The organism is Segatella copri, assembly GCF_019249765.2.
Taxonomy (GTDB): Bacteria; Bacteroidota; Bacteroidia; order Bacteroidales; family Bacteroidaceae; genus Prevotella; species Prevotella copri_K.
In genome coordinates this window covers 2,236,529-2,252,676 of sequence record NZ_CP152484.1, presented here as the reverse complement: position 1 = coordinate 2,252,676, position 16,148 = coordinate 2,236,529, and the positions used below count along the sequence as shown (strand labels likewise).

Sequence of the window (16,148 nt, the reverse complement as noted above, 5' to 3'; positions counted from 1 at the left end):
CCCTCCTTATTTCAAAGATGATCTGTAAATTTTAGTGACGCTTTGCGCCAGAGTTTACAGTCTTGTTAACTGTGATGACAGCCCATACCTTCTGAGTGTAGTCAAGGTTTGTCTTAACACCAGAGGTCCGCAAGTTTGTGTTGCTGTACTTCACATTACCCCAAGCGTACTTCACTGCGATTGGTACGTAGATGTGGAAGATTTGTGCACCACCACCATTGTTTACATAGTTGATCTTACCATAGTTCACGTAATCACCAGCACCCTTAGTCCAGATACCGTTTGGTGATGTACCATGCTGCTCGCTGTCGAAGATCTCCTGGTTATTACCATTGTAAACCTTCAAGTAAGTTGCTGTAGTGATACCATGCTCCATCTTGTAGCTTGTCAAAGAAGGAACTTCGTCCACGATAGGCAACTCAGCGATTTTCTTAGCGTCGGTGAGAGCAGCTGCAGTACGTACAGAGATATCTTCCATAGCGTCTGAACGGATTTCCTCACGAATTACTGCCAAGTCTGTGATGTTGTAGAACTCATAAGGAACCTGTGCGTTGGTGTTATCAGCGTAATTGCCATTTACCAATACGCTGTAGTCACGCCAATCCTTGATGCTAACCAAGTCTGTCAACTTAACTGACTCCTCCGCATTCAAAGCATCGGTCCAAGTTACATTCTTAGGAGCTACGTTGATTGGACGGAGGAAGCGAACGTTGAACAAGTTGTTCTCAACCAATGGCTGGTAGCAAGGGTCATCAGAGAGAGTTACCTCAATATAAGCAGTGAATGTCTTATCAATGTTGTTTGTCAAGTAATCGTTCTTGATGTCATTGCCCTTTGCGTCACGACGACCCATGTTGTTGAGGAGGTCGGTAACAGCGTTGTCATTAACTCCCTCATCACCGAAGTAGTGGAGGATAGAGTACTTGTGGTCGTAAGCATTCTGACGAAGCTCTGCGACTATCTCAGGTATATTCAATGAAGCACCATCCTGCTTAATTGCAACAATCTTGTGGTTGTTGTCAGCAAGTGTCAAAGTCCAAACAGAACCAGAAGCACCCTTAACATCCCATGTACCATTTACAGCATCTACAGTAGAGTTTACACCCTTCTTAGGCAATACGAAGCCGAAGTCCAACTGTGTCTTTGCGGTGCCGTCTGCATTATAGAATTTATCGAACTTATCCTTGTTACCCTCAAGAGTTACAAGTACCTTCTTGTTTCTCCAGTACTCCAACAAGTCCTTGTCAAACTTGTTTGCTGTGAGAGCTATTTGACCATACTCTGCAGGAGTAGGAACGTTAGCGTGAACATCGAGGTCGTTCTCACCACCAGGAACGTATGTAGAGTTCAACTGGAACCAGTGGTGCAAGTCCTTGTTGGCAATCTTACCATACTCGAAGTGGAGCTTCGTAGGAGCGAAGTTCAACTTAACCCAGATAGAAGTACCGTTCAACTTGTGGACGAAGCGTACCCATGTATAGAGAGCCTTGGTATTCTCACCCTTAGAAGCGTAAGAAACGCCAGTTTCCTCCATCAACTTCTTGTAAGAAGCTGCATTCATCTTACCTGCATTAGCATCTGTTGTGAAGTTCCAAACCAATACGTTGGTCTGGTTATCCCAACCCTGACCGCCAGTAGCGTTGTCATGAGGTGTGTACCATACACGACCGTAAGAGTCAGCGTCGCTAACCTTCTTGGTCTTGTCTGCGTCAGAGTAACGTACTGCATACCACTTATCTGTAGCATTGTACAATGTACCACCATTTGCAACTGTAGGCATTACCGTGAAACCACCCTCATTCTCAAGATAGTATTCGTTCTCGAAAGTTTGCTTGGTCATACCGTCTGTACCCAACTTAGAGAGGATGAGGTTCTCAACCTGTGACCAAGTCATCTTGCCCTCATCACCACAGTTGAAGTACAAGTCGCCGAGGTTAACCTCAACCTTCATGTCAACAACTGGCTTCTCAACGATACGAACCTTGATGTAACCATAAAGTACGATGTTGCCTTCGCCATCAACCAAGTTTACACGAACCAATGGCTCACGCTCTACAGCTTCCTTAGTTGCAGTCTGGCCCTTGATGGTCTTACCGTCTGCATCAACAGAACGAGGAGCGAATACACCAGAAGTCTTGTCACCAATCTGCTCGAAGTGAGCGGTCTCACTAGTTGTCTCCTCACCGAGGTAATAGTCGATAGGGATGAACTCATAGTGCAAGCCGAGAGCCTCAAGCTCAGCATCGGTCATAGTCTGATCCTTATATGACTTGCCATACTTAGCGAATGTCTCGTAGTCGAAGTGAGTCTCTACGAATGGCTTCAAGTCGATGGTTTCATTATATACTACAGAGTGAGTAGCTGGCATTGTGATAACACCATGTGTCAGGGCATCTGCCTGCATCTTACCATATTCCTCTAAATTAGTACCATACAAAGTTGTATAAAGGTGGTTGTCACCAATAACACCTGCATGTGGGGCACCGTTGACGAATGTGTTCTGGTCAAGAACTGTCTCAGGAGTGTTATCTGCGAGAGCCTTGAGGATGTACTTAGCAGGAGTTACAACAGCATAGTCAGATGTGATAGTTGTATCCTTCATCTGAGCCTGAAGAGCAATGAATGGCAACTTAGAGCCGTATGCCTGATTGTCTTCAAGATCTTCCCAACCATTGTTACGAATTACAGGGTCTGTGATTGGATTGCCATTAGAATCCTTGCCCTTTGCCCATTCTGTGAACAAAGCATTGACTTTCTGGGTATTGATAGTAAATGGAACGCTCAAAATACCATCAACAACTGTATTCTTGCCATTGGCAACATATTTAGCCTCTTTTGGAGTAGCGATGGTCTCATCACCAGAACGTGTATATACCTCAGCAAGGTTTGTGAAGAAGCTGAATTGTGCACCTTCCAAGCTTGCTGTTGAAGGATTCATGTGATACTTAGCAATAGCACCGTTCTGCAAGTAAACTTTCTCGCCAGGTCTATCTGGAACTTTATCGTTTACAGTAGCCTTGATAGTCTTGAATCCTACAGCTGTAGATACTTTGTAATTAAACTCGGTCTTATCACCGAAGGTGTATGTTGCTGGCTCTGCCCAAGGAGCCTCGATACCCTCAAGACCTTCCCAATAGAAGTCTGGTTTGAGAACCAAAGACTTAAGCTGCTTTGCTATCATGACAGTGAGGACGTTTGCATCTGCTGCAACTTTGTCAACCTTCTTGCTGATAGCTTCCATTGCATCTTTCAGCTTGTTGATTTCTGTAACGTCACCTGCAGCAGCCTTAGCATTGTCGATTTCCCTTTGCAAATCAGCAATCTTAGCGGTGTAAGTCTCCAAGTCAACTTTCTTGCTTTCGAGTGAACCAATCTTCTCTGTCAACCTGTCAAGAGTCTCGCCCTGTGTCTCCAAGTTTGTTGTAGCTGCATCCACAGCACCTTGCAAAGTGTTCAAGGTAGTGCCGATTGTGTTGAGAGAACCATCAATAGCATCGATTCTTCCAGCAAGCTTTTCGAGTTCAGCCTTGTCTGCCTTACCTGCGATAATGTCGTTCAAGTCATCGATGGCTTTCTGTAACTTCTCTGCAGTTACCAACTTTGCTACCTCGGTCTGAAGAGAATTGAGATCCTGTTTAGTAGCGAAGTTTGCATGTGCTGTTGTTGCATCATTCTTGGCTTGATCCAACGCAGTCTGCAAAGTCTTTAATTGTTCCTGCAAGTCCTTGATTTGCGACGTATTCATGTTGATGTCATCATCGTAGTCCTTACAAGAAGTAAATGTGCTTACCGAGGCAATTGTCAATGCACCCATAAGCAGCGCGCTTAAATACATTCTTTTCATACGGTAATAATTTATAAAGTTATACGATTTTCCTAGCCTTTCGGCAGGAAGTTATTAATTAATTCTCTATATCGAATTAAGAGTTCCGTTTGATGAAAAGAGTCTGCACTTTTAGAAAAGTTCATTTTTCAGTTTCAAAGGTCCTCTTAGAAAAGTTATTTTTTATCGTTCTTAAATATCGTGGCTTTTATCACCACTCAGTTTTTATCGTTCTTAAATATTGTGGCTTTTTATCGCCACTCAGTTCTTATTGTTTTTATCATATCTCCAGCCGGGAGATTTTTCATGTTGCAAATATAGGCATAATTTTCGAAACCTGCAAGTTTTTGAGCATTTTTTTTCAAAAAAAGGCTAATTTTCTTATGTTTTTTATAAAATAGCCCCCATATTGGGCTTCTAATCCGTCCATTTTCCCTGTTTTTCTCCATTTTGCCGATATAAAACCTACACCTTATTATATATAGGGGAGATTGGCGGTCCTACACCTTATTATATATAGGAGCTTCATACAATTCGGAGGTTGGGTGCTAAAGAATAGGAAAGAGATAAAAAACAAAGCGGTATTTTTAGAAACTTTTCTCCACTGACAAAACGTGATTCTATGATCAGATTTGGCATTATTAAATATAAATATGTTAAAGAATCCACTTTAGAATGATTTTTCTTGCTAAAAAGTTTGTATTGTCAATGATTATTCGTATCTTTGCAGCAACAGAATCCGCCACGCTTCCCATTAGAACAGCGAACCAGGGCGGGTCTTTTGCTTTTTATGAGTACATTAAGATTATACACTAAGCAGGCTCTTTCTATTTCTGAACAAATAGAACTACTAAAAAGTAGAGGCTTAAATATTGCAGATTCATCCAAGACTGCAAAATTTCTTGGAGAGGTCAGTTATTTTCGTTTTGTTCAATACCTTCGTCCAATGGAGGCAGATAAAACTTCACATCAATTTAAGCCTAATAGTAGATTTGAAGATGCCGTAGCTCTCTACAACTTTGATATGGAGTTGAGAGACTTGATGTTCAAAGCTATCCAACGATTAGAGATAGCTTTGCGCACAAAAATTATACAAGAGTTCTCATTGGAACATGGACCATTTTGGTTCTTTGATACAAGCCTTGCTGATGACGAACATAAGTTTATTGAGAATATGAACTCCATAGACAGAGAGCTTCAACGTAGTAAAGAGGACTTTATCAAGGAGCATAGGCGCAACTATGACAAGCCAATTTTCCCACCAGCATGGAAAACTCTTGAACTGGCATCTTTCGGTACTCTTTCAAAACTCTATTACAATTTCTGTGACAAGAAGTTGAAGAAGCGCGTAGCTCGTCAGTTCAATCTTCCACAGCATGAGGTATTGGAAAGCTGGATGCGTAGCGTAACTGTCTTGAGAAACTGTTGCGCTCACCACTCACGCCTCTGGAACCGTTATCTTTCTACAGCTCCTCAAATGAGCGCTTCTTTACGTGGTGCATGGGTGAACATAGAAGGTGTAGATGCAAACAAAGTATATGCTATAGCCTGTTGTATTGCATATTGGCTTGATTCCATGGGATACGGATTGGACTTCAAGAACAAGCTCAAATCCTTACTCGCTTCTTATTCACAGGTAGATCCGACCGCTATGGGTTTTCCTGAAAATTGGATTTCCGAGCCCCTATGGAGATAACTTTACAGACTCAAAAACAAGTTAGTCTGTCGGCAGTGAACTTTTCACTATCGACTGCTTTTTAATTAACGGCCCTACACCTTATTATATATAGGAGCCATCTAGATACGAATGTATGAGTATCTACCAGGAATGTTGTTTTCTGCAGATTACCGAAAAAAATCCGTTTTTCTTTGGTATTATTCCCAAATAGTTGTATCTTTGCACAAAATTACAAGTAATACTGGAGATATGAAGCAAGATACTAAAAGATAAGCAATCCCCCATCCGGCTTGAGAAAGAAGGATGGGGGATTTCTGTATTTTATACTGCTATTCCATTACGCATTATATCATCATATAAGGGTGATGGTTTGCATTCTTCAATCAACACCGGTTCTATAGATGTATCTATATTAAGGGTGGCAAGCCATAATGAAGATGTAGTGTCCAGCCAGTCGCCATTAAGCTTAGGTATAACTACTGCTACATCAATATCACTATCTTTTCTTGCTTCATTTCTACTACAAGAACCATACAGATATACTTTCGCATTAGCAAGCAATGGAAGTATTGCTTCCTTGTAGCATTTTACTATCATTAAAGCATGTTCTCTATCCATTGTTTTAAAACTTTTGTTTTATTTATTAATGTTCTGCAATATTCTGGAGTCAATTTCTTCGCCAGCTCATCTTTGTAGGATGGGTATCTTGCCTCAATATTCATTGGCATTAATTCCGCAAGAAACTTTAGCTGTTCTGATGTCATTTTTGATACTAACCCGCAGCTTTGTGCCAATTTCAAGAGGTTATGGATGTATGGAACCTCGTCTGGTTTTATAGCACTCCAATACGACTTTATTGTTTTTTCTATAACCAAATGGCACATAAAACCAACATATAGCCATCTTCCACCGTTGTACATAACCTCAGCGGTTTCGATGTCATAGTCTGCAAGTTCTTTCCAATATTTAACTTTATCTATTGCCATACTGTTCTTGTTTTTGTGCAAAAATAAACCAAATAATTAAGATTACCAAATTTTTAGTGTTAAAAAGATTTTTTAGAATAAAAAATCCGTAGCACCGGATATGCTCTTTCCTCTGTTAGGCGTTCTGGCGGATCGCCTAACAGACTAGCGAATCGTATTATACCAATTATACCAAGCCAAATCATTCAGACTGAGTTTCACAAGTTTTGCCCCACACGCCCTGGGCTAGGAGCTTTTGGGCCTTCAGCCCGTTCTTGAACCACATGCGAAAGTTCAGATTCTGATAACTCAAGTGCCTCATTCTGACACCTCAAGTGCTTCATTCAGCTAACTGAGCTACTTCGTTCAGCCAATGCAGTCATATTATTCAGCCAACGCAGTCGAATCTTTGACCCAACGAAATCGAATCTTCCGCCCAACGAAGTCGAATCTTTAACCCAACGCAGTCATATCTATCGACTCAATGAAGCGTATAAACTTGTTAAATGACGTACATGATTTCATCTACTTACTTAAACTGGCTGGAGTCCCTACACCTTATCATATATACTGACATTGAGATGTGAATATCGGAAAAAGCTTTGGGTAATCCAGAGATTAATCGTAACTTTGTTGGCTGTTTACTAATTTGTTATACAACAAAGCACTTCATTCAACATAATATTCACATAAAAATGATACTAAGAATAGAAATTCCACAGGAACTTATTCGGCAAGATGCAGAAATCGTCATCAAAGTAAGCAACAGAAACAATGCACTGGGATATGTCATAGAGAATGGTAGCGAACATGATGCGCAGCAAATAGCCAAAGAAGACATGAACGGCGGTCCGACGCTGGGCGAATATGTCAGGGAACTCACCCAGCGACTCTACAAGTATGGCAAATACCGGTCTGCCGATATATATATGTGCACCTTGCGCAGTTTCATGAAATTCCGGAAAGAGAAAGACCTGCTGATTAGCCAACTCGACAGCCTCATCATGGAAGATTACGAGAGTTATCTGAGAAAGAACGGTCTCACGCTGAACACCATCTCTTTTTACATGAAGCGTCTACGAGCCATCTACAACAAAGCTCTGGAGCAATATGGATTAGAAGACCGCAAACCCTTCGCCCACTCTTTCACCAAGAACACCACGACTGCCAAAAGAGCACTTACAGCGGAAAACATCCATCAGATAGTCGCTGCAACAACCGTCACCGAGGAGGAAGCGCTGGCGAGAGATCTCTTCCTCTTCAGTTTCTATACTCGAGGCATGTCGTTCGTTGACATCGCCTTTCTTGAAAAAGGTAGCCTTAAGGACGGGCAGCTCATATACAAGAGAAAGAAAACGGGTAAAGAACTGAGAGTAGCATGGCGCCCCTGCATGCAAGAGATTGCAGACCGCCACCCTTCACTCGACGGCAAGCATCTGCTGGGTATCGTAAACCAGAACGTGGTTACCGATGTCAGGAAACAGTATCACTACCGCCAATGTAGGGTGAACAAGGCTTTGCAGAAGTTCACCCGGCGTATCGGCATACCGATGAAAGTAACGATGTACTGTGCCCGCCACTCCTGGGCTACCATCGCCAAGGAGAAGAACATCCCCATCAGCGTGATAAGTGACAGCATGGGGCACAACTCAGAGAAAATCACGCGCATCTATCTGAAAAGTATCAATGACGATGTGATAGACAGATACAACGATATGCTTATCGAAGCTATCAGTATATGAGAGGGAGGAAGAGTTATTCCTCCAACGATGCAGGAGAAATTACGTCACGACGTAGCAGTAGCTACGTCACGACGTAACAACAACTACGTCCCGACGCAGTGACAGCTACGTCGTGACGCAGTTTCAGAAGCATCCTGCCCATTATCAAGCAAGGCTCTTTTGAAGTTCGAAATAGCCTTTTTTGAAGTTCGAAATAGCCTTTTTTGAATCTAAAGTAAGGCTCACTTACATTTTTGGTGATAATAAAATCGAGAAAAGGGGCTATATTGAACGTAAAACCCTTGTTTTGTTCAGTCGATGCATCAAGCGTCCCAATGAGCAGGAAAACCAAAAGTAAGCAAGAAACACCTGAATATCAGTTAATTATGCCGGTTTTAGCATACCTAGGGTGTGGCAATAGGTGGCAATAAGGTGATAATAGAAATAGGGCCTATTGCCACCATTAAGCCATTGTATACCAGCAAGTTAGTATGCGCGTGGCAAATGTGGCAATAAAATCGAGAAAAACTTTTTCTCATGCAGATATTTAGGGTTACCTTTCCATTCCATAGCATATCTCCCGGCTGGAGATATTCATAGACAACAAGAACTGAGTGGCGATAAAAAGCCACAATATTTAAGAACGATAAAAACTGAGTGGTGATAAAAGCCACGATATTTAAGAACGATAAAAAATAACTTTTCTAAGAGGACCTTTGAAACTGAAAAATGAACTTTTCTAAGAGTGCAGACTCTTTTCATCAAACGGAACTCTTAATTCGATATAGAGAATTAATTAATAACTTCCTGCCGAAAGGCTAGGAAAATCGTATAACTTTATAAATTATTACCGTATGAAAAGAAAGTATTTTAGCGCGCTGCTTATGGGTGCATTGACAATTGCCTCGGTAAGCACATTTACTTCTTGTAAGGACTACGATGATGACATTAGTAATTTGCAACAGCAGATTGATTCTAATGCAAAAGCAATTGAGACCATTCAGAATTTGATTAAGGGTGGTGGTCTTGTTACCGGAGTAACAGAAACTAGTGATGGTATTACTGTAAAGCTCAGTGATGGAAAATCAGTCACTATTTCAAATGGTAAGGATGGCGCTCCTGGTACTGCATGGACTATCGGTGCCGATGGTTACTGGTATGAGAATGGTAAAAAGACAGACAACTTGGCTCGTGGTCCTCAGGGCGAGAAAGGCGAGAAGGGCGATCAAGGCGTCAAGGGCGACAAGGGCGATCAAGGCGTCAAGGGTGACAAGGGCGATCAAGGCGTCAAGGGTGACAAGGGTGATGCAGGCACAAGCGCATCCGCAGCATCTTATGAGTACTATGTTCCTGATGCAGAATCTGGTTACTTCGATATCTACAAGGATGGCAAGAAGGTAAGACGCAGTGACGTTCAGTTTGTTTCAGAAACTCCAAACTCTATCACCGCTACTTTGGATAAGCAAAACTTGATCCTCACAGGTGTTAAGGGTATTTCTGGTGAAAAGGTCGTTATTTCGCTTACTGGTGATTTGACAGGCTTGGTATTCATGCCAAATCTCTACTTGGATGGTATTGAGACTTTGACTTATGACTACTTGCATGGTGATTACTTGACACATAAAACAGGACTTGGAGGTGAAAGCCGCTTGCTTACTGCTGGCCCTGGTTCTCCAGCTAAGACTGTCACAGGTCTCGATAACTATTTGCCTGATAGATTGGCTAATCGTCCAGTTCCTGCGGTTACAACAGAATTTAATTATGGTCCTGCTTGGGGTGTTAAGTATCACATGAATCCATCAAATGCTGATATGGCATACGAGGATATTGTGGGTTTCAATCTTCTTGAGCCAACAATCTTGAATTATCATACTCGTGCTACTGCTTCAGATCTTGGCGATATTACTTCTCCAGAGACGAACGATGCAGGTAAGGCTCTCTTCAATACTTCTAATGGTATTGTTACAGCAGGTTTGAAGATTCAGCATCCTGAAAAGTTGGAACCATTCCCAACTGTTAAAGATAAGAATGAGACAGCTAATACCGTTGCTTTGCAGGCTAAGACTGCTGCAAGTACAGTAGCTGAAGGCAAGGTTACTTCTGATTATGCTCTGATTCAACCACAGAAGGCTTACCTCGAGGCTTTGTACTGGAGATTGAAACCTCATTATGCTGGATTAGGTCTGCCTAATACCCGTATGGGTGACGAAAAGGGTATTCCTACTGCTAATACATTCGGTACAACTGCTGCTGATGCTACTGCTCAGGTTCACGTTTACGACTCACCTCAGGAGGCTTTAGCAGATCCAGCTGGTGCAGCTCTCGAACTTTACTATAACAGCGCAGAGGGTATTGATATTGCAAGCTACCTCGGACTCCATATGTTGGTAGAGGATGTTAAGCAGTTTACTCCTGGTACTCCTAATAAACTTGGTGTTAACCTGAAGGAGATGTCATTAGAAGAAGGTAAGGATTGGGGCTTGACCTATCAGTTCAACCTCGTTGAATACAAGGTAGACGGTAACGCAACAATTGATAGCCGTTATGCTAAGTGGGTTAACAAGGATGCTGGTGTCCTCCGTGCATGGAATGTTGATGCAGACGGTAACCCTACTACCACAGAATCTTCTACAGCTATCGACCGTGAGCCATTGGTTCAGGTACTCGTTAAGCGTGGTGACCAGGTGGTTTTGGATGGTTACATCTTGATTCACATTACACGTCAGAACCCTGAGGTTGCTCCTAATAAGGCAATTGATTTGTTGACAAAGGATGCTAAGTTCGACCTCTGCAATGGTATTGATGATTTGAAGACTACATGGGCTCAGTTCTCTGCAACTGTATTGACAGAGGGTCTTGAGAATATGACAAAGAAGGACTTCGATGAGCAGTATACTATTGATGATAAGGGTAATTTCGGTTCTGATGCTGCTGGTAATACTACTAAGGATCTGAAGATGTTCAAGGCTGCTCCTGAGAAGGGTGGTACATACGACGCTGCTGATGATCTTGGTCATATTGAGTACTTCGCTAATACAGAGGGTACAACTAACCATGCGTTTAAGTGGCATTTGTCTGCTGAAGATCTTGAGAAGTTGACTCATGATCAGGCTAATCCTGTTCCTGTAGTTCGCTATGTACGTTACGTAGGTAATGCAAAGGCTAAGTATCCTTACATCTATGTTAAGTTGACTTACAACTTGTCACGTATCAATAAGAACCAGACATTCGGTGAGTTGATTCCTGAGTACTGGAAGGGACTTGATGGTTCTATAAATGGTAAGGAAGCAGTTATCTTCGATGTTAAGGAACCTACAAATGGTGGCGATATCCTTGGTATTAGCCGCAAGGTTACTTCTACTTTGAAGGGTAATGTTGCTAAGTTAGTAGGTCCTCACAAGTATTACTTCGTTCCTGAGCCTGTTGTAGTTGGTGGTTATACAATCACTCCACAGAGAAGTGCTGCTGATACCAAGTGGAACAAGTTGTTCTGCAAGTATATCATTGGTGACTCTCACGTATTCAGCAAGGCTAAGTTGCAGGAAACTCTTGAGGGTTGTGCTATTGACTACGCAGATGGTGCATTCATGAATGAAGATCTCTATGCAGTAAAGGGTACTTCTTATGTTAAAATTGCAACATTGGATCCTGCTACTAGTGAGATTACATTGATAAAGAATGAAACAACAAAGGCTGTCTTGAATGCGATTGGTTATGAACCAGCGAATGCTAATATCCAGAAGGAGCTTCGCTCTTGGGTAGGTGTTGTAACTGAGAATACTTGTGGTGTTGCTGAGTTTGTTAAGGATGGTATCTTCCTGACATCTTGGGAGCGTCCAATCAACTTGATTGATGTTGCTACAGAACCACGTATCGATGCTAACACCAATGGTAACGTTATCTACGCTCTTGATCTCTTCAAGTTGTACGACTGGCGTGGTTGGAATACTGCTACTGTTTCTGAGGCAGGTTGTGTAGCTAACCAGAGTAATATGTGGGGTGACCACCTCTGGTTCTGGGGTTACTACAATGTGAAGTCTATTACGATCGATACTACACCTGCTAACGTTGAGACAACTCTTGGCGGCGGTCATTGGACTACAATGGATAAGATTAGTGGAGACGTTGAACTCAGATGCGGTAATAGAAGTGGTGTTGCTACAGATTCTAAGACTAAGGGTAAGGTAACTTACACCAACGATTTGACTTCTTACAACTCTGCAAGTCAGAATGCTGCTTTGGCAACCTTCATGGAGGCTAATAAGGCTAAGTTCGGTACTATCTGGTACTACAACAATGGTGGTAACGTAGAAACCTTCAAGGTAAGAGTTCCTATCACTATCGCTTACGAGTGGGGTGAGTTTACTACTAAGGTTGAGTTCACAATCAACGGTACAATCGGTGATTAAGACATTTATTGAAAAGGAAATTAATAATTAAGCTCTAATTAGAGGGTGTGCCTAAAAGAGCGGCGCACCCTCTTTTTATTTAAAAATGTGACGGGTATGAAAAAAACTATATTATATTCTCTCTTGGCTATATTGGTCTTCTCATTATGTTCATGCGGTGAGAAAAAGAAAAGTCGCGAACAGCAGGTTGATGAATTCAGAAGCGAATTGACAGAAGAAGATACGGCTGCTATGTTGAAACTGTGTGATGATGCCATGGCGCAACTCAAGGCAAAGGATTATAACGCAGTGCTTGCCAATTTGCATGAATATACCGATTCTACGCAAGAAGTAAAACCTCTCACAGAAGAAACAAGACAAAGATATCTTAACAAGTTTAAGATGTTCCCTGTATTGGATTATACACGCGTATATTACTCATTCCAGTTGCAAGGCTGCAATGATGTGAAATATGATGTTACCTTTGCAACGGCAAAACAGGCTGGAACCGCTGAACCGGCAAAGACTGCTTATATGTTCAATCCGGTGAAAGTAGACGGCACTTGGAAACTGTGTGTAAAGACGGCTACTGACGAAATAGATATGAACATGCGCTAATAAAACATTTAAACTTACCTATTATGAAGAAATCATTGTTTGTCATATTACTGGCTTGTGTGTCTGCACCCGGTTGGGCTCAGATACAGCGCACTGCTGTATTTGATTTCAGTCAGCCACTCAGCCTTACTCCTTCCATAACTCCACCTGAAGGTAATAGTAATGAAGTTCCCGTTACTGATAATGTTTTCTCTAATGGCGACATTACTATTGATTTTGAGTGGGGTAATCAGGGATTGGGTACAGCCATCGTAAACTTTACTAATCGCTATACTCATGATATCTCCTATTATCTCAAAGTCAGTCAGCAGGCTTTGATGAAAGTGCATGCACCTGATATCGGACGTCTTGACAGAGTATCTTTCTCCGAAGGTAGTACTGTAGGTGATCTTCGAGTGACAGACGATGAATTAGGAAGTCAGGAAGATGGATACAAGACATGGATTAATGATAAAAAGCAGGATATCCATGACTTAATATATAAAAACAGTTTTTCGAATGCTCAATTAAAAAAGATTACGGTACTCTATACCATGCCGTCTACCATTTTGACTGCTACTAGTGATTTGGTGAATGGCAGTGTTTTAGAGTACTTTGAAAACATGCATCTTACATTCGACCGCAACATGCTGGTAAAAGATGCATCCAAAATCACACTCTCTGATGGAACGAGCAGCCAGACGCTTTCGGCTACTGTAAAAGACAATGTGGTAACCTTATCTGCTGCTAGCCAGATAGCAAAGAATGGTACATATACACTTACGGTTCCTGCAAAGAGTTTTGTTGATAAGGAAGGCTTTGAGAACAAGGAAATGAAATTCACTTTTGTCATCAAGGCTCCTTTTAGTCCTGTTTCGATTACTCCTGCAGCGGGAACCGTTGAAACTTTACCTCTTACTATTGCCGTAGACTTTGGAGAGAAGGTTGGATATGTAGATGAGGCTGCTAGCGTGAAATTACTGAAAGATGGTAACGACTATCTGACAGCAAAGGCTGTCAAGGCATCTGATACGAAAGTTAATTTTGAAATACAGGGCGCTGCAGGTGCTATTTCAAAGAAGGGTACTTATAAACTTATTGTTCCTGCTAATGTAGTTTGCAACGACAAGAAGGGCGATGCCGAATGGGAACGCTACAATAAGGCTTTTGATGTAGAATATGTTGTTGTCCTGACTTTGACAAAATGTGTACCTATAAAATAACATATCCTAATTTTCAGGCATTTAGCAAAAATAATCTCTGTAAATGGGTGACGCAACGACTATTTTTTGTATCTTTGCACCATGTTTGTACGTAAGAAGAAGCACCGCAGTGGGCATATCGGAGTGCTTGTGGTGGACAAGAGCAATGGCAAGTTCCGTGAAATCAAGAGTTTCGGTGTTGCGAAGACAGATGCCGAAGCGGATGCTCTGTGCCTAGAAGCGAACAAATGGATAAGAACTTATGGTGGACAGCAAGAGATTAACTTCACAGAACCAGACATCAAGCAAAACGAAGAGGAAGAGACAGAACGAGTACTGTCTAACATAGACTCCCTGCTTCTAAATGGACACCAAATTATCCTAAACCAAGTATATGACAGCATAGGTTTCAACCAAATTCAAGATTCCATACTTCGCCATTTGGTTATCGCTCGCATCTCTCAACCCATGAGCAAACACGCAACAGTAGATTACCTGAAGTCATACTTTGATGAAGATGTCGAGTTGTATAAGCTTTATCGCTACATGGACAAGTTGTACTATACCCAAAAAGAAGAGGTACAACGCATCAGTGTAGAGCACACCAAGCGCATACTCGGTGGACATGTAGGTCTGATGTTCTATGATGTGACCACACTGTATTTTGAGACCAGTAGAACAGATGTGCTGCGAGAGTCTGGTTTTTCAAAGGATGGCAAGACATCAGAGTCGCAGATAGTGCTAGGCCTCTTGGTCAGCCGTGATGGCTATCCTCTGTCGTATTGTATTTTCAATGGAAGCCAATACGAGGGATACACCATGCTACCTATCATAGATGATTTCATACAACGCTTCTTTCTGGACGATTTTGTAGTGGTGGCTGATGCAGGGCTCATGAGTAAGCGCAATGTAAAGTTACTGGAGGATGCAGGATACAAATATATAATAGGTGCTCGTATTCATACAGAGTCTGAGCAGATAAAAGAATGGATCTTGCAGCAAGACAAGATGCCTGGAAAATTTCACGAATACAGATATGGTGACAATGCAAGATTGATCCTCGGCTATTCCGAAGAACGAGCAAAGAAGGATGCACATAATCGTGATAAGGGAGTGGCAAGGCTCAAGAAGGCATATGCAAATGGAAAAATCACAAAAGCCTCCGTAAATAAGCGTGGCTATAATAAATTCTTGGAAATCAGCAAAGACATAGATGTAGTTATCAGCGAAGACAAAATCAAGGAAGATTCACAGTGGGATGGCTTGAAAGGTTATATAACCAATACTTCCATCACACCAAAGGAAGTTGTCGAACAATACCACGGTCTATGGGTCGTGGAACGAGCCTTTCGTGTAACCAAAGGGAACTTGGAGGCACGCCCCATCTTTCATTTCACAGAGAAAAGAATAGAGGCACATATCTGCATATGCTTCATTGCATACAAGGTGTATAAAGAACTGGAGCGTATCTTAAAAATTGCCAAGATAAACAAAAGTGTAGATTCAGTTTTGAAAATTGCTAAGACCATAGCTACTATCAGAATCAACATGCCGAATAATGGGAAGGTCAGGCAAGAAACATTGCTGCTGACTCCTGCCCAACACTCTATCAAGCCCTTGTTTGATGTTCAAAAGATACTAGACGGGGGCAAAAGTGACGATTCTGCCCCCGAAAAATAGAAAAATCCAAGATGGGTGACGCATAGTCAAAGTCAGGAAGAAGGGCGATGCCGAATGGGAACGCTACAATAAGGCTTTTGATGTAGAATATGTT

Annotated in this window: 9 protein-coding genes; 6 read left to right on the top strand and 3 right to left on the bottom strand. The window is 41.9% G+C overall.

Annotated elements, in window-relative coordinates:
• Positions 1-31: 31 nt before the first annotated feature.
• On the bottom strand, positions 32-3,844 hold the full coding sequence (locus tag KUA46_RS09780; RefSeq protein ID WP_218487590.1) for a coiled-coil domain-containing protein: 3,813 nt from the start codon (positions 3,842-3,844) through the stop codon (positions 32-34).
• 925 nt (positions 3,845-4,769) lie between these two features.
• On the opposite strand from KUA46_RS09780, the gene KUA46_RS09775 reads away from it, so the two are divergent.
• On the top strand, positions 4,770-5,519 hold the full coding sequence (locus KUA46_RS09775) for an Abi family protein (protein ID WP_244263576.1): 750 nt from the start codon (positions 4,770-4,772) through the stop codon (positions 5,517-5,519).
• Positions 5,520-5,822: 303 nt separating this feature from the next.
• Here KUA46_RS09775 and KUA46_RS09770 read toward each other — a convergent pair whose 3' ends face one another.
• Positions 5,823-6,119 carry a nucleotidyltransferase domain-containing protein gene (locus KUA46_RS09770; RefSeq protein WP_118066456.1) on the bottom strand — a complete coding sequence of 99 codons (297 nt, stop codon included), beginning with the start codon at positions 6,117-6,119 and terminating at the stop codon, positions 5,823-5,825.
• A complete protein-coding gene (locus KUA46_RS09765) occupies positions 6,098-6,487 on the bottom strand; it encodes a HEPN domain-containing protein (RefSeq protein WP_118066454.1) in 390 nt (129 codons plus the stop codon). Before KUA46_RS09765 ends, KUA46_RS09770 begins: the two co-directional genes overlap by 22 nt.
• A 674-nt stretch (positions 6,488-7,161) precedes the next feature.
• Between KUA46_RS09765 and KUA46_RS09760 the strand changes: the two genes are divergently transcribed.
• The 5 genes from KUA46_RS09760 to KUA46_RS09740 all read left to right on the top strand — a co-directional run bounded on the left by KUA46_RS09760 (position 7,162) and on the right by KUA46_RS09740 (position 16,054).
• Entirely contained in the window at positions 7,162-8,208 is a 1,047-nt protein-coding gene (locus tag KUA46_RS09760) for a tyrosine-type recombinase/integrase (protein WP_218487591.1), read from the top strand.
• An 833-nt stretch (positions 8,209-9,041) separates the two neighbouring features.
• Positions 9,042-12,596: a PL29 family lyase N-terminal domain-containing protein gene (locus tag KUA46_RS09755; RefSeq protein ID WP_218487592.1), complete on the top strand. Its 3,555-nt coding sequence runs from the start codon at positions 9,042-9,044 to the stop codon at positions 12,594-12,596.
• Between the two features lie 96 nt (positions 12,597-12,692).
• Positions 12,693-13,193 (top strand): hypothetical protein, encoded by a 501-nt coding sequence (locus tag KUA46_RS09750; protein WP_117695021.1) that lies wholly within the window; start codon positions 12,693-12,695, stop codon positions 13,191-13,193.
• A 23-nt stretch (positions 13,194-13,216) separates the two neighbouring features.
• Entirely contained in the window at positions 13,217-14,395 is a 1,179-nt protein-coding gene (locus tag KUA46_RS09745) for an Ig-like domain-containing protein (RefSeq protein WP_218487593.1), read from the top strand.
• 81 nt (positions 14,396-14,476) lie between these two features.
• The gene (locus tag KUA46_RS09740; protein WP_218487981.1) at positions 14,477-16,054 is read left to right on the top strand and encodes an IS1634 family transposase; all 1,578 of its coding nucleotides are present in this window, start codon (positions 14,477-14,479) and stop codon (positions 16,052-16,054) included.
• Positions 16,055-16,148: the final 94 nt, after the last annotated feature.